The organism is Microcoleus sp. B4-C2 (assembly GCF_036705265.1).
Classification (GTDB): Bacteria; Cyanobacteriota; Cyanobacteriia; order Cyanobacteriales; family Microcoleaceae; genus Microcoleus.
Genome location: NZ_JAUBUB010000018.1, coordinates 36,818 through 61,083, shown reverse-complemented (window position 1 = coordinate 61,083; position 24,266 = coordinate 36,818). Strand labels below are relative to the sequence as shown.

The window sequence follows — 24,266 nt, the reverse complement described above, 5'->3', positions numbered from 1 at the left end:
AATTAATCCTCTCCTAAAGCTTTAATGACTTGGTGATACCGTTCTTGCACATCTTTCTGGTCTTGCTCCTGAGAGATTTGTTCGCGGCTACTATTTAAAATCATCTCCGCGTGACGGCGTAAAGCTTCTCGTTGTTGGGAATTGCGGGTGTAAGTGGCGATGCAAGCTATAGCTTCCAATAAGCGAATTGTTACCGCCACATCTGATTTACTGTACTGGCGAATTTGGTTAAATGCAGTATCGACTAAGCCTTCAAACGTCACTCCTTCAACAATGACGCGCAAATTATGTTCATCGTCGTAGCGATAGGGGGAGGGAAAATCCCTTTGAGCGAGGCGGGATAATCCGGCGCTGAGTCGATCGATACACCGAATCGCAGTAAACGGATCGTTGATACCAGGAGAAATCGCACGCAAGGCAATTTCAACTAACTGATCGATAGGAAATTCTACATCTTGATATTCAGTCCGTTCTTTGCCCAGAATAAAAGCATCGTTAATCTGTTGTTTCAGGCTTTGATTCACCTGTTTGTGCGGGGAAACCATCGCTACATCGCTGCCCTTGACGATAAACTTTCCCGGTCGAGTTGTAAGACTTACAAGCAGATTGTACTGACGGGCAATTTTCATTAATTCCTTGTCATCGATTCCTTGCAAATAACCCTCGCCAGTGGCTTTGATTGGACTTGCTTCCGAGTCAAAATTTGCCGGAATTTCTCCCACTCGTCGCGAGTTGTTCGCTTTACCTTCTCCGATTTTTTCGGGAAACAGACGATCTAGAGCTTTGTCTAAATCGCCACTAACCTGAGTAATTACATGGGAGGCTTGAATAATGGTTGATGCGTGATGGATAAAGTAAATCAGTACGCCGATACTGGCAATTGCCAATCCGGTACCAACTGTAACCGAGAGTTGGGGTACAAAGAGACTGTATCCTTCTCCTTCTGCATGAATGGTTCGCAGTACGAGTAAACAGTAAATAAACGTAGCAATGAAAGTGCCAAGCACGATTTGATTGCCCGTATCCTGCATAAAACTACGCAGCAATCGGGGCCCAAAATTGGAGCTCGCCAACTGAAGGGCCACAATAGTAATAGAAAAAGCTGTAGCAACAACGCTGATCATTGAACCGGCAACCGATGAAAGAACCGCTCGCGCACCATCGGCTCCACCCGTGTAAATCCACCTCCAGTTTGGTATATTACCCGTGCGGTCAATTGTCAGCATTGCGATCGCCAAAATCATCGACCCCAGCGCCATCAAGGTTGGGATAAACCAGTAGCTAGAGTGGAGCGAGTCCCAAATTTTGCTTAACTTGACATTTTTCATGAGTTGTGGTGGGGTGGCGATTGTCCGTTGCCGTCAGATTGCGATCGCTGTTCAATTAGTTGTCGCAGAGAACCGCTGATGCTGCGGGGTTTGGGAACTTCGCGATTACCAGCGGGCCATCCTTCGCGTTGACGTTTGCGATCGCCATCCGTCTCTTCGGTTTGGTCGTGAAACAAAATTTGCTGCGTAGGAAAGGGCAAGTCGATGCCATTAGCAGTCAGCTTTTCCTTAATCGCAGAAAGTACCTTGTCCCGCGATCGCAAATCGTCAATTCGTCGCGGCGGAGCAATCCACCATCGAGCGCGGATATTGACGGTACTTCCTGCAAGTTCCATCAGCAGCACGTCAGGAGCAGGATCATCCAAAACCTCATCCACACTCTGCAGAGCTTCCATCATTAACTGTTTGGCTCGGTGAATATCATCGCCGTAGCCGATACCAACGTCGTATTCCATCCGGCGTTTCTCAAAGGCGGTATTCACAGTAACAGAATTGGTGAACAATTCCGCATTGGGAACTACAATCCGGCGACCATCATAGGTTCGGATTGTTGTAGCGCGAGTTTCAATATTTTCTACCGTTCCCTCAAAGTTTTTAAACACAATCTGGTCATCGATTTGGAACGGTTCCGTCAACAGAATTAGGATACCAGCTAGGAAGTTTTGTAAGATATCGCGAAAGGCAAAACCAATCGCTACCCCGCTAATTCCAAGCAGTTGCACCAAATCGCCTGCTCTAAATGTAGGAATTACAATCGACAAGGCAATAAACAGACCCACCAAAACAGTAATACCCTGCGCTAACCTTCCCAAAACCAGTCCCAAATTCCGGGATTGGCGGTGGTTGCGAGTAAGCCGCCTGACCGCTCTCTTAATTGACCTCCCAACAAAGAAAAAGATTGCGAAAACAATGAACGCTAGTATCATATTAGGCAGCAGGACAATGAAGTCATTGATCATGCTCTCAATCTTGTCCCAGACTCCAGATATTTCTGCTGTCATAAAAGTTCCTCTTGCATCAGTCGTTATTGATAGTAGTGAAATTAGCCATGTCAAACTCTATCTTAAGGCTGTAGATTACTTTAACGTGAGGCTAATTTAGGACTTACACAGCCACAGTAAATATTGGGGATGGTTCGTTACGCAGAAAGCTAACGCACCAACAATTTTTTTCAAGTGGATATCGATGCCATATCTTGACCGTTGAGTTTTTGTGCGATCGCATCCAGCACCCTCTGTTCTGCTTCAGAAACCTCTCCGCTATTTTCGGCAATGCGACGGCATTGAGCTAATAGCGGTACTGCAAAGTCCGGGTTAAGTTGCTCTAACAATGCACCCAATGGTTGAGGGGACTTGATGTTAGCAGCAATCCTTTTGAGAGAATCGGCATTTAATTGCAATTCCTTCAATTCTGGCAGAATATCTTCCCAGTTTTTGTTGGGATAACTTGCCAAAATCATGTGAACCATAATTTGATCCATCCCTGCTTGCTGGGCGATCGCCACATCAAGATATTTCTCGCTTTGTTGCTGAATTGCTTGCAGCGTTTCGGTTCCAGGTTCTTCAGTATCTTCCCTCACTTTGGCTTCGTAAAACTGGCGCGCCGCATATCCCAGCGCGTACAGCATCGTAGCATTCGTACTCGCACCAATCATCGCGCCAGCCAGCGGTACGTTGCGTAAAAAGCCCAAACCAGCTCTCATTGCGTTGCTACCGCCTAGCGCTAACCCAAAAATTGCCAAAACCTCGCCTTTTCGGGCTGGCTGTTGCAAATCCATCCCATAGGCGGCGGCAATTTCATAAACCATTTCGGTTTGAATCGCAGTAGTTGCGGCTAAATCGATCGCCAGCAGTGCAGCCGCGACACCGGGTAAAATGCTGCTAGCAAATCCGACACCACCGGCTTGAATCGCTTTTTCCACCATAATGCGATGGGCAATTTCGCTGGGATATTCATTGGGATACTTTTGTTGGAGTTCATTGACTTGAGCTTCGGCTTTGGCTAAGTCGATGCGATCGCTGACCCCAACTAACCAATCAAGCCTGAGTACCCCCGCCACTTGTTTAACAAAGGGAAGATTGCCAACATAAGTTACCGCATCTCCGGTTCCTTGCGTCGCTTGTCCAATCAATCGATAAGTTTGTTTAGCAGCAGCTTCCCCCCAATCAACTGCTGTATCAACAACCGCTTTGCCTGTATTCAGTGCAGATTCTGTTGTCTCGGCAATGAAATTTAACAAACCAGGTTTTTGCTGTGAATTAGTTTCTTTTTTTAGGTTTGATTGGTCATCCATCACTGTTTTTTCAATTAACTACAATACGCCAGGTTTTCAGCTTGGACGTAGCCTCTCAGAGGCACTGTAATCGGCACCCAACCATCCGTTCCTATACTTTCAATCGTCACTCTTCGTCCATCCGCGACGACTCCAACCCTTTCCCCATCAGTGGAAGGTGCTTGATGTACGTTAATTCCTCTGACGGCTGCAACTTGGCGGCAGTTAGTAGGAGGCGGGGCGGTTGCGGCTTCACACGCTCCGAGAAAACCACCATATACGTAGCCTTGTAGCGGGGCTGTAATTGGTACCCAGCCATTCTCACCAAGACTTTGAATCGTCACATTTCGTGCGGAACCGATAATGCCAACCGCTTCGCTGTTAGCCGTCGGTTGTCGCCGAACATTAAGACCATTCCTCGCAATAACCTGGCGACAGTTGTCTGAAGCTTGCGCTAGTAGATAGTCACCTTGAATCTGTTTTTGATTTGTATTAGCGGCGAACGAGGGAGCAACTAATACCGTTGCCGTTAACAAGATCGAACTTGTTAACCTGGTATATTTTTGCCAGATACTCTGCTGTTGCATCGCTTTATCTCCTTTTAAATCTCTATGCCAAAACCTTAGAAAAGGTTTTTAGCTTGTTCATCTTCTCCAAGAAAGCATGAATCATCATCCCAATGGTATAAAATAATTCGACTCCCTCCTGTGCTTGTTAAATTTTCAGGTTTTATCATCGCTAATCAAGCATAAACGCGAGGTTTGCGAGCGCCAACAGCACCACCCATCATTGCCGCTGCCAAACTCAGCAAAGAGCCAAGTAGAAATGACCAAGTAGCTTTAGCTGTATTACCAGCTAGATCGCGAACTTGATTTGGGCCTACATTCTGGGCTTGATTGGGTATATTAACGCCGCCCTGTTGTTGTACTTGATTGGCAATTTCTCCAGCATTAGCAGCCGCAGCGCCAACAGCACCCGATATCCCGCTTCCTAATAACCAAGCACTAAGTGCTAATGTAGCTCCCCAAAGAATTGCTGCATTCAAAAATGCTGTTTTCTTGGTCATCGGGCCGCAGCTTTGAGCCATCACCCAACCGCCTAAAAAAAGGGAAATCAGCAAACTGATAATCGACCAAATTACGACCCCAATACCAACGGAACCTGCATCCGCGCCTGTTGCACCTGCGGTTAATCCGATCGCCATTGCCAAAGCGCTTAAAATTAGTTGAGTACCCAGAGCGATCGCAATTCCTGCCAAAATTGGCCCCCACCTCACTTGATCGTGGTAATCCACCAGCGGATTGACGATTGTAGGCTCAGTGAGTTCACTGCCCGATCGATCTGGATAAGTCATAAAAGATTAACCCCTGCGTTACGTTGTTACTTGTTTTCCGTTGCTTGTAGTTTAATTTTACTTAATAAGTATTACTAGAATATCTACCGAGGGGCATAATATTTTCTTATTTGATGATTTTAACGATCGAAAGTAGTAATTTCGATTTATGAGCGAAATCTCATCCAGAAAAAACCCCAGCAGCTAGTTAGAAATTTCCTTAATTTTGTAGGCTCTCGCGTAGTTGAAGTGATAATAAAACCTGAGAAATCCTTGTGAGATATTTTGGCATAAAGGTTGTAAGTTGGCTCAACCCAACCTACGAATAATTAGATAAATTTATCACAATCAGTAGGGGAGAGATAAATTCATCTACCTAAAGATAGAAAAATATAAAAAAAAATCGCTCTTTTGATGATTCTCAATTTGCTGAATCATTCATAAGAAGGAAGTATTAGAACTGATATCTATCTAAAGTAGGTACACAAGTTGATCTAGATAGTACAGGAAATAACAATGTTACTTTACAAAATTGAGGATTTTAATCCCAACTACCGCCAAGCCGCTTTTGATGACGACGATATCAAAGGGCTGGAGGTGTATGGCGGAAGTACCGATGATAAAATTGGCACGATCGATACTGTGCTGGTAGATGAGACAGGACGTTGCCGCTATTTTGTGGTAGAGACTGGTTCTTGGATTTTTGACAAAAAAGTTTTACTTCCCATCGCTCTTTGTCACATTGATTTTAATGGGCGGCGTGTTTACGCTACAGGTTTGCGGAGTAAAGACCAAGTGGAAAAACTACCCAGGTATGAGCATGGGATGGCAGTTGATTACGATTATGAAGAACAAGTGCGGGGTATTTATCGAACTTCAACAGTAGAAGCGTCTGTACCAGTAGAAGCATCATTACCTTTAGAAGCACCCGTTCCAGTTTCTACAACGCATTCTGTCTTGCCTCAAGCTAGTAATCCTGCTTATGACCGGGATACCTATACTTACGAGCGAGAGCCCCAATTGTATCAGATGAACGAACAGGATCATCAAAAACTCAAACTGTACGAAGAACGATTAGTTGCAGATAAAACCCGTCGCAAAACAGGCGAGGTAATAATTGGCAAACAAGTTGAGACCAAAACGGTACAACTGGAAGTTCCTGTAGAAAAAGAGCGAGTTGTGATTGAGCACACAACTCCCGAATATGTAGGGAGTCGCGTAACTCCAGATACCGCTTTCAATCAAGAAGAAATGGCACATTTGGAAATCTACGAAGAAACCGTCAATATCAAAAAGCAAGCGTTCGTGCGCGAGGAAGTGCAAATCAGAAAAGAAGTTGAGCAAGATACGGTTGAGGCAACAGACACAGTACGTCGCGAAGAGTTAGATGTTGTAAAAACAGAATGGGAATCGGATAGAAAAAAACGTAATCCGCTTTAACTCAGCCAAATAGTATCGTTAAAAATGCAAAAATCAGGAGGAAATTTATCATGACTAATCGCAGGCATTTACCGTCAATCAGCGTAGCCTTTTTAGCTTTAGCAATTAGTGTCAGTGGCACTGGCTTTGTGCTAACTTCCCAGCAAGTTGCTGCTCAACAAGCTAAATCGAAATTTCCTGATGTACCGCCGAATTACTGGGCGCGTCCGTTTATTGATTCCTTAGCTGAAAAAGAGATTGTTACCGGATATCTAGACGGAACTTTTAGACCCAAACAGGCTGTGGATCGGGATGAATTTTCGGCGATGATCCGCCAAGCTTTTAATCGAGCCAGCGTTAGAAAGATACCGAGTGGAAGTTACTTTAAGGATGTGCCTAAAAACTACTGGGCAGAAACTCCGATTCAAGAAGCTTATGAAACGGGATTTATGAATGATTTTCCCGGAAATGAGTTTCGTCCGAAGCAGTCCTTGACTAAGGCACAAGCATTAGTTGTGTTAATGAGGGGTTTAAATATGGATTACAATCCCCCTGTTGTCAAAACCGATCGAGCTGCTGCAACTCCAGCAAGCCCAACTCCAGTAAATAAACGTCGAATTGCTAGGAACCGTTTGGCATTTCCCCTCGCAGCGACTGTTTTGATGCAGCCGTTATTACCTGTAGTCGCAAGGCTGCAGCCTGCGGCTGCCCCCACACCTAAATCGGCTAAAACTGTTCCACCAACAACGACAAAAGCTGCAACTGCGCCTGCTAAAAATTCGGCATTAGATTTTCTCAATTCGTACTATAAAGATGCCGAGAAACTTCCTAAATATGCGGTTGAACCCGTGGCAGCAGCGACAAAGGCAAAGATAGTGGTCAACTATCCAGATCCGAGAGCTCTTAATCCGAACGAGTTGCTGAGTCGCGGTAGTGCTACTGCCCTAATTCATCAAGCTTTGGTCAATCAAGGTCAGATAGAACCGCTTCCCGACAAGGATAGTGCTAAGTACATTCCTACGAGCCCACGTCGCTAGTTCTGCCATCAAGTTTAACTTTTTTACCCCTGGATTCGATTGACTCGAAACCAGCGATAGCCGTAGGCTTTCAAGGGAATAGATGGCGAGTCGGCATCGAGAGATTCATACAGCCGATCGCCAAATAAATCGCACAGATTGCTGTATTCGTTAGATTTCAGTGTACCGGTACAAGGCTTGTCGGCGAGATTGTGGACAGCAATCACCGTCCTGCCTTCCCAGTCGCAGCAGTGGGCTAACACCGAGGGAGAGTCGGTTTCCAGAAGGTGCCACTTGCCCCTACCCAACTCAGGACATTGCTTGCGGATGCTGATTGCACGTTCCATCCAGTTAATTAATGAGCCAGGATCGCGCTGCGCTGCGACGACATTGACTTGTTTGTAACCATATTCTCCCGTGGCGATCGCAGGTCTGGCAAGAGTATCAGTTGCAGCCGTCGAGAAGCCACCATTCGCTGCATCTGACCATTGCATCACCGTCCGCACGCTGTCTCGACCTTCCAGCGAAAGGTCATCGCCCATGCCAATTTCTTCGCCATAGCGCAGCATGGGTGTACCCGGCAGGGTGAAAAGCAAACTGTAGACCAGTTCAATCCGGCGGCGATCTCCTCCCATCATCGGTGGTAAGCGACGACGAATCCCGCGCCCGAAAATTTGCATAGTTTTCTCAGGGGCAAACGCTGCAAAAATTTCCTCTCGTTCCGATGAAGTAATGCGGTCTAGCGTCAGTTCATCATGGTGGCGCACAAAATTAAGCCACTGACAAATATCAGGAATATCCGGTAAGGTTTTTAGTCCCTCGCGCAATGCTGTGGATTCTTGACGCGCCAGGGCCAAAAACAGATGCTGGTTCAGCAAAAAGTTGAACAGAATGTGCATTCTGTCGCCCTTAGCAAAGTAGATAGAAATTTGCTCGCGATCGACATTTGCTTCTGCCAGCAACACAGCATCACCCTGACGCGATGACACAAAATCTCTCATTTCTTCCAAGAAACCTCGCAGCTTTTCGGGGTCTGCACCTTCGATGCCAATTCCTTCAATTAAAAACGGAACAGCATCAATGCGAAATCCAGACACGCCCAGTTCTAGCCAGAAACCCATAATTTTGCATATTTCTTCTCGTACAGCCGGATTGCCAATATTCAAATCTGGCTGTTCTTTATAGAAGTGATGCAAATAGTAAGCTTTTGCTTGTTCATCGTACTCCCAAATACTGTCCTCGACATCGGGAAATATCAGTTGTTCTGGATCAGTTTTGGGTGGATTTTCTGACCACACGTAGTAATCGCGATACTTGGAATTTTTATCGCTTTTAGCCGCCACAAACCAAGGATGCTGATTGGACGTATGATTTACTACCATATCGATCAGCACGCGAATTCCTCGTTCCCTTGCTTGGTGCATGAACTCGACAAAATCTCCCAGGGTTCCCAGTCGCGGATCAATGTTGTAGTAATCCATCACGTCGTAACCATTGTCCCGGTTAGGGGAAGGATAAAACGGCAGCAACCACAAACAAGTAATTCCTAGCGCGGATAAATAGTCTAGACGGTTGATCAGTCCATGAAAGTCGCCGACACCATCCCCGTCCGAGTCCATGAAGGTTTCAACATCGAGGGAGTAGACAATTGCGTTTTTATACCAGAGGTCTTTCATTGCAGTAAATTTCTTAATAGAGAAACTGTTGGAAATGGCTTTGTTCAGAAACCCGGTCACAGGGCCATTTAGGAAGCTGAATGCCACGGGTATAGCTCATCTTTCGGAAGATGAGCCTAAGTTATGTTTGTCCAGATTCAAAATCTATCCATCTCAAGCTCGATGAAATATCTGTCACTATAATAAATCAATTACGAAAAAAAAACGGTTGCTCAGACTGACTACCATTAGCAGGAGCGATCGCTACCAATTTCCGATTAGATGTTCATGCCAATAGCCAACTTGTTGAGGTTGTAGCTCCACTGTCTTCGCTTTCTTTCGCCAAGACAGTGCAAAATTCCCAACCTTAGTTAAATCGGTCAGCCCTTGTAAGTCCTGACGGCATAGGAGTTGTGTTTGCCTTTAGCGATCGCCCATGGTGCCAACTACTCTTCTACCCAATTGAGTAACCCAAGAGAAGTAACAGCTCCAAAAAAGTGAGCGCCAATCAGATTGACGTTGGCCATCGTCACAAAAATATCTAGAGAACGAATCACATTTTCTGGCGTATAAGCTGCGAGCGCTTGCGGTTGACTCAGAGTTTTTGCTAGGACTACAGCCACTGTTTCTTCAGATGCGACAAACGCGATTAATACCCCCACCAAACTAGAAACTAATCCAATCCGTAAGGTGTGAGTAATATGTTCTTTGCTGGGATATACCTGGGAATTTTCGGCGTGCAAAAGTCGGCCTAAAAGCCGATAGCGAAAATCCCAAAATATTCTAAACGCCAGCAATAACAGGCCCACTATTGCTAAAACTACCCCGAAACCAATACCTGCATTATTGGTTTGTTCGCCCATGTTGCGACCCAACATAGCAAATAATAAAACAATGCCGGAAACAGCACCCAAGAATAACTGTATCCAGAAGCTAAATCTACTAAACAAGCGAAAAGTTGCGACGAATTCGCTTTGGGTCAGCGGTTGCGGCACGGATTCTGGTTGATTCATTATATCCACCTTATTGCTGAATTGAGCATCAAAATAAACGAGGTAAGAAAGAGGTTCTGCTTGTCTTCCTGTCGCAAGCGATCGCCTGGTGGTTAGCTATTAGACTTCTGCAGAAAACTCGGTTAAGGGCAGGACAGGATGCCTAACCCCTACTCCCCGCAGTAGTTATGAGAGAGGTGTATTGGTTACTGAGGAATGGCTGACGGATATACTCCTGTAGCAACTAAGACAGGTTTGTTGGTATACTCGGCTTCTAGCTTCTGCTTCAAGGTCAAATCCCATTGCAGATCGTAGTCCCGCTCAAGTTCAGCGACGACAAACGAACGCAGCACGCCGGTTACAGCCACCTTCTCACCTTCTCGCACGCTTGGTTGTGGAACTGTGTGTATCACTAACAAGTCTTCTCCGCCAATTAATTTCTCTTCATCCAAGGTGAACGAGTTTGGACTTCTGAGGCTTTCGACTTCACCGCTCACCGCCAGTGTCTTGCCGTAGTATTTTTGGGGGTCTGAGGTGAGTTCCCCCGGTGTGGGGGCTAGCGCCATCGATTGTGCAACGATCGTAGGTTTACTTTCGTACTCGGCGTACAAGTTTGGCTCTAAGCCTAATTTGTACTCGCGCTCAATATCTGCAAGGACAAAATTGCGAACTGTTCCTGTTACTTGAACTTCTTGATCTGATTCAGTCGGCAGCACAAAAGGCTTGCCGGTGGCATTGACAACCAAAATCGATTCGGTGCTAAAAAACTCCTTATCGCTAACTGTAAAGGTCGATGGCCCCAATTTTTTGACTGGTTCGCTTCTGATGGTCACAGTTTTGCCAAGCAGTTGTGCTGTTTTATCAACCACATTCTCGGTTGTCGTGGGAACCGTACCGGGTGTTGCAGGTGCAGGTGCAGGTGCCGTTGCTTGTCGCTGTGGGGTAGTACAAGCCGGAAGCAGGATAGCTGCTAGTGCGAGGGCGATCGCTCCTCCCTTAGCATTCGAGAGCTTTTGAGTGTAATTGTTCAAACGATTATTAACCATTGAAAAACCTCCTTGATTTTTTCTGTTTATTTTGTTGATGAAGCTACAGAATTTGTGTTTAAAACCGGGTTTTTTTATAGCCTAATTCAAAAACACTTGACCGTCAGGGTGAACTCTTAAAACTCCTTAATTGCCATCCTATTTAGTCGTTTCATCTGAGGATTTGCTGATGCAACAAGAGGCATGGTTGGCATACCGATTAATAAACTGCCAGAGATGATTTGTAATATCCCTGGCGTTTTTTTTCAGGGATTTTTTAGTTGATACATAGATATCTCCTGATGGAATCTTTCAAATTTAGTCAGGTGTGCCCGATTTTGCGCGGGCAAATAGTCGCGAGTCACCGCTCAATTTTGAAACAGTACCAAAGTTTCTTCGCTGGTGCGATCGCCTCTGCTAGAAGTGAGATTCACCTCGTATCGGGTTCCTGGTAGAGAAATGGTCGGCTTAAAAGCAAAGCTGAATTTACCTTGTTCATCCGCCCGAATTGTGCGTTCGAGGATATTTCGTTCAACTCCAAATAAACCTGCCACAGAAGAGGTAGCCTGAACGTTGACATTAACTGTCGCATTTGGGGCGCTGCGTCCTTCCACTTCAACCGTCCCGCTGACGCGAGCATTTTCTTCGGGAGTGATAATTTCTAGCGGGATTTCGGCAGTGTTGGAACTGCCATCATCGCCAGCAATTAGTTCTCGATCTAAACGGGAACGAATAACTTGATTTCCCGACTGCAAACTAGCAGTAACCGCCGCACCAGCAGGGGGGAAATAATCTTGGCTGCGGATCGTATATTCCCCTGTGTAAACGCCGTTGGATTCTTCCCGCATGGGGATGTTATAAGCAACTCCTTCAATGGAGAAATTAGCTGTAGCGTTGGGAGTGCCGAGCAATTTGAAATTGAGCGTGGTTCCCGGATCTAACTGCTGTACTGGTTGAGCACTGAAGCGGTTAATAGACAAAGATTGAAAGCGCCGATCGCTATAACCCGCAACTAGAGGTTGTTGCAAGCGGGTGCTACTGATGCGATCGCCTTGTTGCAAATTTGCCCGCACAACAGTATTTTCGGAAATACGATCGCCCTCGCGAATCATGTAGTTTGCCTCGTAAACTCCGGGTTGAACCTCCCGCATCGGCAGATTTTGCACTGCATTTGGGATAGTCAAGGTAGCTCTAGAATACGGGGTTCCTCGCAGCACGAAAAAGAGTTGAGTTCCCGGATCTAATCGCTGTACTGGATACGCGGTAAAACTGTCTATATCCGAGCCGACTACTCTTCGTTGAGCTACTTGGATAGAGGGTTTGGCGCTAGCTAGGGCAATTTCCGGTAAATAAATGGTTGAACCCAACAGAACCAGTCCAATTGCCGTTGAAAATGATTTTATTTTCATAAAATCCTCCTAAATCGCAACAACCAACCTCTTGCAGTAATGTGAAAAGAAAATTTAAATTATTAAAAATTTACTTTGGCTCAAGGTCGATTGTCTGTGTTCTACGTTCTACATTCTTTCAAAATGTTGCTTATATATCCATTTAACCTCAAGTCTCCAAAGCTTGCCATCTGTCGGAGGCAATAAGAAAATATCTATCTGATGAAAGATGATTGAAGAAAAAATGATAATATTCCTTTCAGTTCAGTTAAGTGCGATCGCTCGGACTATTGGCGATAGATGCTTGATTCCCAACTGTCGCACTGGGACGCATCCATTCTTGCAACGTCCATAAGCTAGTTAGGGCAGCTATTGCAGCTCCCAAACTATCCATAATCAAATCAATAATCGTATCATCCAGGCTCCCAATCACTTCGGTTGAGAGAACAATACCAGCCGTCCACTCGGTAACTTCCCACAAAGCACCAATCGCAATCCCAAAACTGGTTATTGTTAGCAAGTACAGCAGTTTATGGTTGCGAAAAATAGTCAGCATTGAACTGTATGCTAAAAAACTAAATGCTAAAGTCACGGCAAAAGTCGTGAAAGCATGAACAATTTCATCATAAAGTCCCGGTTGGTAAAATAGTCCGAAAACCCAGCCTCCGGCGTTGAGTAAGGCAGCAAGCACAAACAGGAAATCAAACAGCGTTGGCAAGCGATCGACCATCACCACAAACGCCAGGGATGCTACTAAGAATAAGGCTAACCCCAAGGCATTTTGCCATTTTCCCTGACTCAGAGCACCTATTACTGCTATTGTTAATAACGCCTGTCCTACCCAAGCTGCAACTCGATAGCCACGCCAGTTTGTAGTCATCATCAATCTCCTTCTATCTTAAGCTCGCACATCCCCGACTTCTTAGAGAAATCGGGGTTCTCCATGCCCTTTATGTGGTTTATGTGAGATCAATTTCTAGAGGTCATCTTGAGCAACTTGGGCATGGTTTAAGGCAGCGACTAAGGTAACTCCGCCTAAAATATTACCAATTAGAGTAGGTATCATGAATTTGCCAAAATATTCGGGCCACGAAACAGCTTTAATTGCCACTGCATAGAAAACTTCCACCGATCCGGCAATAATATGAGGAAATTCACCTAGCCCAACCAGGGAAGTGATGATAACAATTACCCACAGTTGGGAAGACTCAGCGGCGGGGAGAAGCCACACCATTAAAGCAATTAACCAACCCGCAAAAATTGCCCGCAATAAAGTTATCCAAAATCCTCCATCGATAACTCTTAAACCTATTTCGCCAAACGCTGTTTGAATTTCAGGCGGGAAGACTCCAACCTGTGCAACTATTGAGGCAAATATGAATGCACCTAACAAATTGCTGGCTAACACAATTCCCCATAATCGCAGCACTCGCATAAAAACTTTGCGTCTGCGATCGTTTAACAAAGGCAGAATGACAGTCAGGGTATTTTCAGTGAACAACTGCTGACGCCCCATCACCACAATGACAAAGCCGATACTGTACCCAAGGCTGACAATGATGGAACTCCAAGATTGCTGCGGTAAATTTGCTTGGAGTACACCTTGAGCCACCAGGGAAAATCCCATAGATAGTCCTGCGGCTAATCCAGACCAAGCTAGGGCTGAAACTGGACGCAACAACTCACTTTCACCCTCAATCCTAATCGTTTCGTGAATGATTAAGGCAGTGGGACGGATGCGCTCAATGATCTCTTCACGATCGCGATCGCTTAGTTCCAACTTTTGTTGACCCAGCAATTCTATTGCTTCGCTGGCTCGATCGCTATTTTGTGTCATCTCGCTCTTGTTAAATTATATGAACTTCGTAGTTCTCAGGATACAAACTAAACAATAGCGACGCGCCTAACCTGAGAATGAGCTTTGGGTTTTTCTAAAAAGTGTCTGTAGAGAAAAAATAGTTGTGCAACATCTATCTTAAGTTTGGTGATTTTAAAATTGAATGTAAAAGCAATATATCTTAAGTAAGATATTCCGCTATTTGCTTTAATTTTGCACAATCTTTGCCATACAGAGGTGTAGGGTGAAAATGTAAGAGTGGCAGTGTTAGGAGGCATCTTTGTACAAAATTAATTCCTTGAGTACAAGAAAACCTGACCAATTCAAAAATTCAACCACGAATGCGATTGTGGAGGCTTCTAGCTGGTTCGATCGCTGTAATTGGGAAGGAAAACTCCTCTCTCAAATTTGAGAACCTAGTCAAGCCTGAGTGCGATCGCATTCGTGATAGACATTGCCGTTTTTTTGAGAATAGCAGCAATTTTTTTGGCTTGGCGCGTACCCTCATTTGCAATTAGCCAATACCTGCTGTGAGTTTTACGTTCGCAGAATATCATGCAAGTGGCTCCGGCATTCAGTTCAATCTGCGGGATTTTGGGGTTTATAAAGATACTACCGCACAAGATTGGAGTCAGGAAATAGAAATTAGCCAAAGTCAGCGGCTGATGAATTTGGCTTCTGCAGAATACAGTGAGGATTCGGAATTGATGCGATCGCTCACTCTCGCTGTAGAAAGTTTAGCCAAAAAAATCTCCCTGCTAGAGTTAAGTGTGGGTGAATAGAGAGGCTTTTGTTATGGGTTTAGGAAAGTGGATCGGTTTTTTGGCTTTGGTAGCCTCGCTCTATATTTTGTGGACAATTAGAACGATTGTTTTACTGTTTTTTACCGCCGTAATTTTAGCGATCGCTCTCAACCGTTTAGTGCGAAGATTGCAGAAGTCGGGTGCGAAGCGGGGAGTGGCGATCGCCTTAGCAGTTGCGATTCTAGTCACAGCGAGCGCTGTCTTGGTAACTCTCATCGTAACGCGCCTGAGCAATCAATTTCAAGAGTTGTCCCAACTCGTCCCGCTAGGGATAGAACAACTGCGAGTTGGGTTCTATTGGTTGCAAGCAAGATTACCCGGACAAATTTTTGATAACCTTCCCAGTATTGACGATTTAACCCAAGAAATTCAAACGCTTTTTCGGTGGACAAGTTCGCATATTTATCAGTTGTTTTCCAACTATCTAAGCTTGATTCTCAATACCTTATTAATTACCGTTTTGACAAGTATGCTTCTGGTAAATCCGATGCCATACCGCCACGCAGTTATCAGCCTTTTTCCGGCTTTTTACCGTCAGCGAGCCGATGAAATTCTCTCAAAATGCGAAGAGGGTTTAATGGGTTGGTTGGCAGGCGTTGCATTAAGCATGAGTTTTATTGGTATTACGAGCATTATTGGTTTGTTTTTTTTGCAAGTTCCACTGCCTTTTGTGAACGGGATTCTGGCATTCATATTAGCCTTAGTTCCCTACATGGGCGCAATGTTAAGCGTAATTCCACCGCTGCTGCTGGCTTTATTAGATTCGCCTGCAAAAGCAGGCGCGGTGTTGTTGCTTTATTTCCTAATTCAACAAATTGAAGGCAACTTGGTCACACCTATCATTATGGAAAAGCAGGTATCTCTGCTTCCCGCTTACACCTTAGCTCTCGTGACAGCATTCGGATTTTTCTTTGGTTTTTTGGGATTATTTTTAGCGCTACCAATTCTAATTGTTATTCAAATTTGGGTTAAAGAAGTTTTAATCAAAGATATACTAGACCGCTGGCAGACTGCTCCATCAGAGCCAGTCGATAACCCATAAAGTTATATTTGTCAAGCCCAATCTATGTGAAATTTCTTACTCAATCAACCGATGACACTCCCGCTCAAGACAGATTTAAAAAAAATCTAAACAAGCTAATCTTTAAATTAATAAATAATCACATAAATTATCTGTTTAAGAACTCAGTTAGCTGGACAGGAATGCACTATTGGGTATGGCAGCAGTCGTTAACAACTAAATTGTCAAAAAATATGAAACGGGACAACTCACCCACCGACAGCATTAAAGACTCAATTGGACAGGCAGCTTCTCATCCCTGGTTTGAGCGACTGGCAAGATTGGGATATGCTTCCAAAGGCTTAGTTTACTTTATTGTCGGTTTTTTAGCAGCACAAGCCGTCTTCAGTATGGGCGGCAGGACAACAGATACTAGCGGTGCATTATCAGAAATTGTTAACCAACCCTTCGGTAAATTTCTGCTATTTCTTGTAACGATTGGCATTATTGGTTATGCCCTTTTGCGTATCGTTCAGACAATTCTCGACCCAGAACACCAAGGACAGAAAATGGATGCCAAGCGAATTGCCCAACGCATTGGCTACGCCTTAAGTGCTTTAGCTTACGCAGGTTTGGCTTTAACGGCTGTAAAACTGATAATGGGTTCGGGCGGTGGTAATAGCGATACAACCGAAGATTTGACCGCCCAAGTTTTAGCGCAACCGTTTGGAGAATGGCTGGTAGGATTGGCAGGCTCAATTGTTATTGGTGTAGGTTTTTCTTATTTCTACCAAGCATATAAAGCCAAATTTCGCCGCCATTTCAAGCTAAATGAAATGAGCCAAACCGAGCAAACTTGGGCGACACGGTTGGGTCGATTCGGAATTGCTGCCCGTGGAGTTGTTTTCGTTATAATCGGTTTTTTCTTAATTCAAGCAGCAAGGCTATCGGATGCCAGTCAAACGAAAGGATTGGGCGAGGTGTTGGGAATTGTGGCACAACAGCCTTTTAGTCCAGTGATTTTGGCTCTAGTACCTTTGGGTTTAATTGCCTATGGCATCTACTCGGTAATTGAAGCTCGCTATCGGCGAATTTTTAGTTCATAAGCTTGCCCGTTATGCAGAAAGTTATAAGTTTTGAGTACAAGATTTTTTTTAAATTAAAAAGTTATCTAACTCAAAGCTCAAAATTTTTACAATCCGTCCTGATTAAATCACCTGCTTTTAAGTCTGGATATTTTAACTCAAAACTCAGGGCGGGTACGGGGGCACCGCCCCTACTGTACTCAAAACTCAGGGCGGGCACGGGGGCACCGCCCCTACTGTACTCAAAACTCCTAAAAACTTATGGCAAAAATTGGTTATCATGCTTCCCACGAACAGTTTAAGCCCAGTGAACTGCTGAAATATGTCCAAATGGCAGAACAAGCTGGCTTTACCCATGCCCTTTCTTCCGATCACTTTCATCCTTGGAGTGAAGCGCAAGGACAAAGTGGTTTTGCTTGGTCTTGGTTGGGTGCAGCAATGCAAGCAACGCCGAGGCTTTCCTATCGGGTTGTTTGCGCTCCCGGACAGCGGTATCATCCGGCTATTATTGCCCAAGCTGCGGCAACGTTGGCAGAAATGTTTCCCAATCGTTTTTGGCTAACGGTTGGCAGCGGTCAAGCGTTGAACGAACATATTACTGGGGATAAGTGGCCTACTAAGAGCGATCGCAACACGCGGCTCAAAGAATGTGTCGATATTATCCGCGCCCTTTGGGCAGGAGAAACCGTCACCCATCGCGGTTTAGTGTGCGTAGAAGATGCAAAACTCTATACCCGCCCGGAAATTCTCCCATTAATTATCGGCGCCGCAGTTACGCCAGAAACCGCAGAATGGGTGGGCAGTTGGGCAGATGGATTAATTACTACTTCTCGCCCACCTGAAAAGTTAAAAAAAGTCGTCGATGCGTTTCGTCGCGGTGGCGGAGAAGGGAAACCAATGATTTTGAAAGTGCAGCTTTCCTATAACAGTAATGCAGAGAAAGCACTACAAGGCGCTCATCATCAATGGCGTAGTAATATCTTCAAAAGTAAAATGCTGACAGAACTGATAACACCCGATCAATTTGATGCGGCCGGGGAGTTTGTGCAACCAGAGGAGTTATATCAACACGTCCGCATTTCGGCAGACCAAGACCAGCATATTGAGTGGTTGCAAAAAGATATTGAATTGGGGTTCGATCAACTAATTTTGCACAACGTTAACCGATCGCAAGAGCAGTTTATTGAGGCGTTTGGCGAAAAAGTAGTGCCAGGGCTGACAAAAAGTTGATTGGTAATTATGATGCTACTGACTTACCGACTAGCATTGTCAGAATCCTGAGTCCGATCGCTATCTCCCAAACCCAATGCGGTTCGCCACTTATCGGGATGGCGCGGCATCAGTATTCGCACATCAGGATCGGGCAAGCCGATGCCAGCATCTTTGAAGGCAAGAATGATTGCCGCTCTCACGGCTGAGGTTGTCGCCACAAAGTCAGTACGCCGCGAGTCCGTCCAAAAGCGCACCTCAACCAATATGTCATCCTGTCCCAAATCTCGAATTCGCACGGAAACTGGCGGATCGTTGAGCACGGCTTCCGTAGCTTGCGCTGCCTCTGTCATCACAGTTACCGCTGTTTGCAAATCGCTATCGTAGCCGATAAACAGAGTCACGCTGCTGCGACGAATCGGGGCGGCGGTGTTGTTGGTAATGCGCGAGGTGAACAATTCCGCATTGGGAACCAATACCACTCGACCATCATAAGTACGGAGTTGGGTTGCCCGCAATTCGATCCGCTCGACATTGCCTTCAGTTTCCCCGACAACAATTTGATCCCCAAGTTCAAAAGGACGCAATACCAGAATTAAAATGCCGCTGATAAAGTTAGAAAGGATATCTTTTAAAGCAAAGCCGAGAGCAAGACCCGTTAAACCCAATCCGGTGGCAACTGCCTGCGGATCGAACCCAAAGGCATCGAGGGCCACAATAAAACCGAGACTCCAGACAACATAGTAGGCGACTTGTTTGATTAGGTTTTCTATTGTTAAGTCTTCTACAATGTGACGGAAAATCACGCGCATCAACCAGCGCACCAAAGCCGCGATCGCCCAAAATACTCCAATCACCAGTAATGCAGCTAGCGCGCGGGGAATAATCGCGATCGCAGATTCACCCAGTCGTCCAAATCCGGTTTGCACCGAGGATTGCACCTCTGCCACAAAGCGTTCCGAAGGGGAAAGACGGCGCTGACTGGCTCGCGTTAGAGCGGTAGCAATCGCCCCTGACCACTGAGTTGCCAGGGTATCAACCGTTGTCAAATTATCCTGAGCGTCTGCTTTAGTTACGGTGACAACAGGGACTCCAGCAATCGTAATCACCCGCTGATCGCTACCTTGAGTCGGTTCAATGCGGGGAGGTGCGATCGCCGTAGGATTCTCCAACAGTCGGCTCATGCGCCGCTCAATCTGCCGCGCACGTGCGGTTGCATCTACGTTTTCTACCGCACTCACCCGAAACACTGCTCGACCATCTAAACGCACTGTTACCCGTTCGTCTTGCGCGCCTGCGGAATTCGGGGTAATACACGTTATCGTTATGGCAATTAAGAGCGCGAGCAACAGAACCGACCGCACGCTCGATCGTGCTAACCGCCTCCAATGAATTTTTATGCTTTGCTTGATTGGATGCACTACCGCTGTTGTTGTTTAAGTTGGGCTAATAAAAGAAGTAGCGATCGAGGATATCCTAAAAAACTGGTCGCACCGATGCTAAACGATAAAGCTAGGAATGCTGCACATATTAGGGGTCAAGGCCAGAAATTAAACATGAGAAATCATGTCCTTTTTTGGCAGTGGTAGTGATTTTTTAGGTTCGTATTTGCGCTTCAACGCTCATGTGGGCGAAGACAGCGCAACTACAAAACCTTATTCAATTCATTTGCACTCTAACGCCCTTCCCTCTTCACATCCAACTCTTCACGCCGCAGTGTTTCCGTTGCCTCAACGGTCTCGGTTTCAACCTCTTTCCTGATGTTAACTTCTTCGCGCACGAAAGCTTCTTTTTTGATATCAGCAGTTTCTTCGTAAACGTCCATACGCATCACCTTTTCCTGCTGGAAGGGAGTATCCCGATTTACTGGGGCACCTGCCTTTGCTGGAGTTACACTCTCAATTACAACTCGCTCTTTTTCTGTTGGAACTGAAACTCGTGCCGTTTCAGTTTCAACTCGCTTGCCAATTGCTACCTCGCCAGCTTTGTGACGGCTTTTTTCTGCAACCAGTCGTTCTTCGTAGAGTCGGAATTTGTGATGCTCGCGCTCGTTCATCTGATACAATTGAGGCTCTTGTTCGTAAGTGTAAGTGTTGCGGTCATAACCAGCAGCGCTAGCTTGGTTAGAGACAGGACGCGGCCTAGAAACTGGTGCAGATGCTTGTACAGGCAATGAGGTTTCTAAAGGCAATGATGCTTCTACAGGTGCAGACCCTTCTACAGTTCGAGTACGATAAACACCCCGCACTTGTTCTTCATAATCGTAATCAACCACCATCCCATCCTCATACCTGGGTAGTCTTTCTGCTTGGTCTTTACTCCTCAAACCCGTCGCGTAGATGCGTTCTGCATCAACCTCAACTCGACAAAGTGCAACTGGAACTAATACCTTCTTGCCAAATATCCAGAAACCCGTGTCAACCACAAAATATCGGAAACGTCCTGTCTCATCAACTAGCGCTGTATCAATTGAGCCAATCTTCTCATCTGTATTTCCAGCATAGATATCCAGACCTTTGATATCTTCGCCATTAAAAGCAGCTTCGCGGTAGTTGGGATTAAAATCTTCAATTTTGTAAAGTAACATACCAGTCCTTCCTTTTCTATCTATATCAACTTATGACCCCATTTTAGATATATCTCAAATTTGATGCTTCCTTCTTATGAAGGATTAAGTGAAACAAAATAGTAGGATGAGTATATTTATTTTAATTTTTTTCTGTCTTTGGATAGATGACTTGTCATTTTTTATCCACCTTCTGCACTCTCAAGTGTCACAATCGGTTTTTAACTATTTTTATAAAAAAATACACTTATAAATTAGACTTTGATCCTCTACATTAACGCATAAAAAATATATAGCAACCCTAAATTATTCGCGTAATTATTGTAGGGGCAATCCGACCCCTACTCCCCGTGGTTGCCCCGATAGATAGGGGGTAGGCACGGGGAGTAGGGGTAGCACTACCCCTACAAATTTACATGAATGATTTAGGATTGCTATATACATAATTTATTACTTTAAAAATAGACTTTTATGTGAGATATTTTGGGCAAACACATTTGAAAAACTTTGCCTTGATTATGCTACACCCTATGTTTAAATATCATTATGAATATATGCCCGGTCGCCTCTTCAGCAAGCAATTTGTCCTAACTGATGACTAATGACTAATGACTAATGACTAATGGCTAATGACTGATGACTAATGACTAATAAAAACAAATTCCCCGGCCTAACCAGGGAAGGAAAGATATTAAAAAAAGTAATGTTGTTTTAATAAATTGAATTTGCCAATAAGCGGCGATAAATTAGTAGCAGCCCTTGTTGAGTTGAGAGCGGACGCCGGGGCGGGCAGTCCTGTGTAGATGCCGCACCCGATCGCATTTTCCAGTCTCAAGAAAACAGTTGCATTCATATTTGAGTACCACTTAAGCTTGGTTGCTGTTGCGAGTCTGGCTAGCCAGCTCCAACAGTTGCGCCCAGCGTTTTTGGACTTGTTTGGGAGTGCATTTGATCGCGGTGGCGATCGCCTTGTCGCTTTCTTGATTCCGCTTCATTTCTAACAATTGCTGCATTTCCGGCGACAGTTGAGCGCGAAAAGCTTCCCATTTGTCCGAAGTCATTCCCAGCTTTTGATCGACATCAGCACCCAGCCATTCGTGGACGAGTTTCCAATTTTGAGTGCGGGCAAATTTTTCGACGTGGTACTTGAAACGTTGTTGCAAGTAGTCGCGCTGGCGGGAAGACAAACCGAGCACGCGGTCAATTTCCGAAGCCGAAAGGTCTTGCAATTTTAAAGTTAAGTAATTCACGCATTCTGGCTGATTTTGCGATTCCAGATAGGCGATCAATTCCGAGACTACTCGATCGCGCAGCACAGCATCAGCCGGATCGACAGTTTCCGATACCATTTGCTCGCGCACTTGTTGCAGCGCCGGAGAGCGGCTGTAAATTTCCGCATCTTCTCCCTTGCCGGATTCTACAGCCATTTCAATGTCGATCGCAGTTTCGGGAGGCTGACCCTTGGCAAATCCTTGAGCGCGCAACACGATCAGGCGTTGGCGGTTGCGGCCGGGCAAACCGATTTGGCGCTTGGCGTAGTGTTCGGTGAAAGCCATGTACTCAGCCAATTCTAGCTGCGTGCGGGGCTGGTAGGTGACATCGAGTTGATGTTCGCGACGGAAAGCTCGCAGAGATTCGATGTAAAAGCCTTGCAAAAAGTCTTCAATCATGTTGTAGCGAGCTTGGAAGTTCAAGTTCGATCGGAAAGAAGCAACATGGCGGTAAATCATCGCCGCGAGGTGAGAATGCAGTTCGACGCGGCCTTGTTTGGAACCGAGGCGGTAGTATTGCAGGGTTTTTTGCAACCGGTGCTCGGCCAAGGTGATTTGCCAAGCTTCAACTTCGCCGGAAATTTGGATGCGATCGCTCTTTTGGCAAATCCGTTCGACTTCCTTAGCAATCCGCATCGCCACTGCTTGAGCGCTGCGGCTGGAAGTTTTCATTTCGGCTTGCAATTCTTTGAGGGCGAAGTCAGCCAAAGCGAGGATATCGATGCTGGGAACAGTATTGATTTCGGCGTTTGGTTCGCTGGAGGTAGCCGGAATGCAGTTGAAGCCAGAAGCGTTGTTGCAGTTGACGGTGGTGGCAGTTTTGACAGTCATGGCATTTATCGGGTGGTAGGGCACAGCGGGTGTGCGAGGACATTTGTCAGAGTGTGAGGCGGCAGTTGCTGGCGGTTTCGCTTGCTGTGCGGATTCAACTCTCTATACATTGAATGTTACGGAAGTAGAGATAACCGTAGTTATGCCAGTGTTCCACTCTCTCATGCAACAGTTTTTGGCTGCTGAATCTGATTCTAATCGCTGGCTGTGGAAGATTGGTTTTATTGCCGTTAAAGCCTTACTTTACAAGCATTCTGAGCTGTTATGTGGGTGGGGCGATCGCCAGGAAAACTGAGGGTGCTGCGAGGCCGCTGAGTGGACAATCTAATAACTGGCTATTTGAGGGGGTTTTGGCCGTTAGAGATTGTGGAATCGAGACTTGGCAGAGTGTAGCTATCTGCAATGTCTTCAGAACCTACGCAACAGCAGTTAGGAAACCCGGTTAATCTGAAAATTTGATCTTATCCAAGAAGGAAGAAGGAATCAGAAAGAAGCACACAGAGCTTTGTTTGCAAACAATTCACCCTGATTCTTTCTCTAATACCAAAGTCACCGGCCCGTCATTCTCGATCGAGACTTGCATCATCGCTCCAAACAAGCCTGTTTCGACTTTTAAGCCGCTCTGGCGCAACTTTTCGACAAATTTATCATAAAAAATTTCGGCTCGTTCAGGAGCCGCTGCTCGGTCAAAGGAAGGTCGCCGACCTTTGCGGCAGTCCCCGTAGAGCGTAAACTGACTGACAACCAGCAACTCGCCGCCAATGTCTTGTACTGACTTGTCCCAGCGCCCGGTATCCGTGGCAGAGTCGGGAAACAAACGCAATTCCAGGCATTTGCGAGCCATCCAATCGAGTTCTGTTTCGGTGTCGGTGTCTGCAATACCTACAAGCAAGTTAAGTCCGCGGCCAATTTTGCCAATAATTCGATCGTCAATCTCGACTTGAGATGATTTGACTCGCTGGAGGATGACTCGCATGGGAAATCGGTAATTAGGAATGAGAATTAAATAACTTCCACTCTTGAAAGTGGGATGGGCGTCCCGCCCGTCCACTCATGACGGGCGGGACGCCCATCCCACAATAACAATTAAAATTGTAAGTTATTTAATTCGCGATCCTTACTCGTTACCAGGCTCTGGCCTGGTAACGCAGATCCAGAGGCTCTGCCTCCTATCTTCCTAAGTACCAGAGAGGCAGAGCCTCGCTTACATCGGTTCCCAGGCCAGAGCCTGGGAAC

At 45.6% G+C, this 24,266-nt stretch carries 22 protein-coding genes; 7 read left to right on the top strand and 15 right to left on the bottom strand.

All coding sequences use genetic code 11. The features are described from left to right. Positions 1–2: 2 nt before the first annotated feature. The 5 genes from QUB20_RS08700 to QUB20_RS08680 all read right to left on the bottom strand — a co-directional run bounded on the left by QUB20_RS08700 (position 3) and on the right by QUB20_RS08680 (position 4,954). Positions 3–1,328: a DUF2254 domain-containing protein gene (locus QUB20_RS08700; protein WP_333248167.1), complete on the bottom strand. Its 1,326-nt coding sequence runs from the start codon at positions 1,326–1,328 to the stop codon at positions 3–5. Then, positions 1,325–2,329 carry a mechanosensitive ion channel family protein gene (locus QUB20_RS08695; protein ID WP_333248165.1) on the bottom strand — a complete coding sequence of 335 codons (1,005 nt, stop codon included), beginning with the start codon at positions 2,327–2,329 and terminating at the stop codon, positions 1,325–1,327. The genes QUB20_RS08700 and QUB20_RS08695 overlap by 4 nt, the downstream gene beginning before the upstream one ends. A gap of 170 nt (positions 2,330–2,499) precedes the next feature. Then, a complete protein-coding gene (locus QUB20_RS08690; protein WP_333248162.1) occupies positions 2,500–3,621 on the bottom strand; it encodes a hypothetical protein in 1,122 nt (373 codons plus the stop codon). A 14-nt stretch (positions 3,622–3,635) separates the two neighbouring features. After that, the gene (locus tag QUB20_RS08685) at positions 3,636–4,187 is read right to left on the bottom strand and encodes an SH3 domain-containing protein (protein ID WP_333248160.1); all 552 of its coding nucleotides are present in this window, start codon (positions 4,185–4,187) and stop codon (positions 3,636–3,638) included. 155 nt (positions 4,188–4,342) lie between these two features. Continuing rightward, positions 4,343–4,954 (bottom strand): hypothetical protein, encoded by a 612-nt coding sequence (locus QUB20_RS08680; RefSeq protein ID WP_333248158.1) that lies wholly within the window; start codon positions 4,952–4,954, stop codon positions 4,343–4,345. A gap of 495 nt (positions 4,955–5,449) precedes the next feature. On the opposite strand from QUB20_RS08680, the gene QUB20_RS08675 reads away from it, so the two are divergent. Together QUB20_RS08675 and QUB20_RS08670 are read left to right on the top strand one after the other, a co-directional pair. Then, on the top strand, positions 5,450–6,373 hold the full coding sequence (locus QUB20_RS08675) for a DUF2382 domain-containing protein (protein WP_333240847.1): 924 nt from the start codon (positions 5,450–5,452) through the stop codon (positions 6,371–6,373). Positions 6,374–6,423: 50 nt separating this feature from the next. Continuing rightward, positions 6,424–7,389, top strand: coding sequence for an S-layer homology domain-containing protein (locus QUB20_RS08670; RefSeq protein ID WP_333248156.1), 966 nt, complete (start codon positions 6,424–6,426; stop codon positions 7,387–7,389). Positions 7,390–7,412: 23 nt separating this feature from the next. On the opposite strand, the gene QUB20_RS08665 is transcribed toward QUB20_RS08670, so the two are convergent. From QUB20_RS08665 to QUB20_RS08640, 6 genes are all read right to left on the bottom strand, one after another. Further along, a complete protein-coding gene (locus QUB20_RS08665) occupies positions 7,413–9,044 on the bottom strand; it encodes an alpha-amylase family protein (RefSeq protein ID WP_333248154.1) in 1,632 nt (543 codons plus the stop codon). Positions 9,045–9,469: 425 nt separating this feature from the next. Continuing rightward, positions 9,470–10,036 carry a DUF3611 family protein gene (locus QUB20_RS08660; RefSeq protein ID WP_333053759.1) on the bottom strand — a complete coding sequence of 189 codons (567 nt, stop codon included), beginning with the start codon at positions 10,034–10,036 and terminating at the stop codon, positions 9,470–9,472. Positions 10,037–10,221: 185 nt separating this feature from the next. Beyond that, positions 10,222–11,061, bottom strand: coding sequence for a hypothetical protein (locus QUB20_RS08655; RefSeq protein ID WP_333240837.1), 840 nt, complete (start codon positions 11,059–11,061; stop codon positions 10,222–10,224). Between the two features lie 347 nt (positions 11,062–11,408). Then, complete coding sequence (locus tag QUB20_RS08650) at positions 11,409–12,449, bottom strand: hypothetical protein (RefSeq protein ID WP_333248152.1); 1,041 nt, start codon at positions 12,447–12,449, stop codon at positions 11,409–11,411. Positions 12,450–12,696: 247 nt separating this feature from the next. After that, positions 12,697–13,311, bottom strand: coding sequence for a hypothetical protein (locus QUB20_RS08645; RefSeq protein ID WP_333248150.1), 615 nt, complete (start codon positions 13,309–13,311; stop codon positions 12,697–12,699). Positions 13,312–13,404: 93 nt separating this feature from the next. Further along, positions 13,405–14,265: a formate/nitrite transporter family protein gene (locus tag QUB20_RS08640; RefSeq protein WP_333240827.1), complete on the bottom strand. Its 861-nt coding sequence runs from the start codon at positions 14,263–14,265 to the stop codon at positions 13,405–13,407. Positions 14,266–14,795: 530 nt separating this feature from the next. Here QUB20_RS08640 and QUB20_RS08635 point away from each other — a divergent pair. The 4 genes from QUB20_RS08635 (at position 14,796) to QUB20_RS08620 (ending at position 18,383) form a co-directional block, all read left to right on the top strand. Continuing rightward, on the top strand, positions 14,796–15,047 hold the full coding sequence (locus QUB20_RS08635; protein ID WP_333240823.1) for a hypothetical protein: 252 nt from the start codon (positions 14,796–14,798) through the stop codon (positions 15,045–15,047). A gap of 13 nt (positions 15,048–15,060) precedes the next feature. Continuing rightward, a complete protein-coding gene (locus tag QUB20_RS08630) occupies positions 15,061–16,110 on the top strand; it encodes an AI-2E family transporter (protein ID WP_333240819.1) in 1,050 nt (349 codons plus the stop codon). 212 nt (positions 16,111–16,322) lie between these two features. After that, on the top strand, positions 16,323–17,174 hold the full coding sequence (locus tag QUB20_RS08625) for a DUF1206 domain-containing protein (protein WP_333240817.1): 852 nt from the start codon (positions 16,323–16,325) through the stop codon (positions 17,172–17,174). Positions 17,175–17,414: 240 nt separating this feature from the next. Continuing rightward, entirely contained in the window at positions 17,415–18,383 is a 969-nt protein-coding gene (locus tag QUB20_RS08620) for a TIGR03885 family FMN-dependent LLM class oxidoreductase (protein WP_333248147.1), read from the top strand. A 23-nt stretch (positions 18,384–18,406) separates the two neighbouring features. On the opposite strand, the gene QUB20_RS08615 is transcribed toward QUB20_RS08620, so the two are convergent. From QUB20_RS08615 to QUB20_RS08605, 3 genes are all read right to left on the bottom strand, one after another. After that, a complete protein-coding gene (locus tag QUB20_RS08615) occupies positions 18,407–19,633 on the bottom strand; it encodes a mechanosensitive ion channel family protein (RefSeq protein WP_333248145.1) in 1,227 nt (408 codons plus the stop codon). A gap of 404 nt (positions 19,634–20,037) precedes the next feature. Beyond that, a complete protein-coding gene (locus QUB20_RS08610; protein ID WP_333248143.1) occupies positions 20,038–20,949 on the bottom strand; it encodes a DUF2382 domain-containing protein in 912 nt (303 codons plus the stop codon). A gap of 845 nt (positions 20,950–21,794) precedes the next feature. Beyond that, positions 21,795–23,030: a HetZ-related protein gene (locus tag QUB20_RS08605; protein ID WP_333248141.1), complete on the bottom strand. Its 1,236-nt coding sequence runs from the start codon at positions 23,028–23,030 to the stop codon at positions 21,795–21,797. A 43-nt stretch (positions 23,031–23,073) separates the two neighbouring features. Between QUB20_RS08605 and QUB20_RS08600 the strand changes: the two genes are divergently transcribed. Next, a complete protein-coding gene (locus QUB20_RS08600; RefSeq protein WP_333248139.1) occupies positions 23,074–23,325 on the top strand; it encodes a hypothetical protein in 252 nt (83 codons plus the stop codon). 225 nt (positions 23,326–23,550) lie between these two features. On the opposite strand, the gene dtd is transcribed toward QUB20_RS08600, so the two are convergent. Further along, positions 23,551–24,006 (bottom strand): D-aminoacyl-tRNA deacylase, encoded by a 456-nt coding sequence (gene dtd, locus QUB20_RS08595; protein ID WP_333248137.1) that lies wholly within the window; start codon positions 24,004–24,006, stop codon positions 23,551–23,553. Positions 24,007–24,266: the final 260 nt, after the last annotated feature.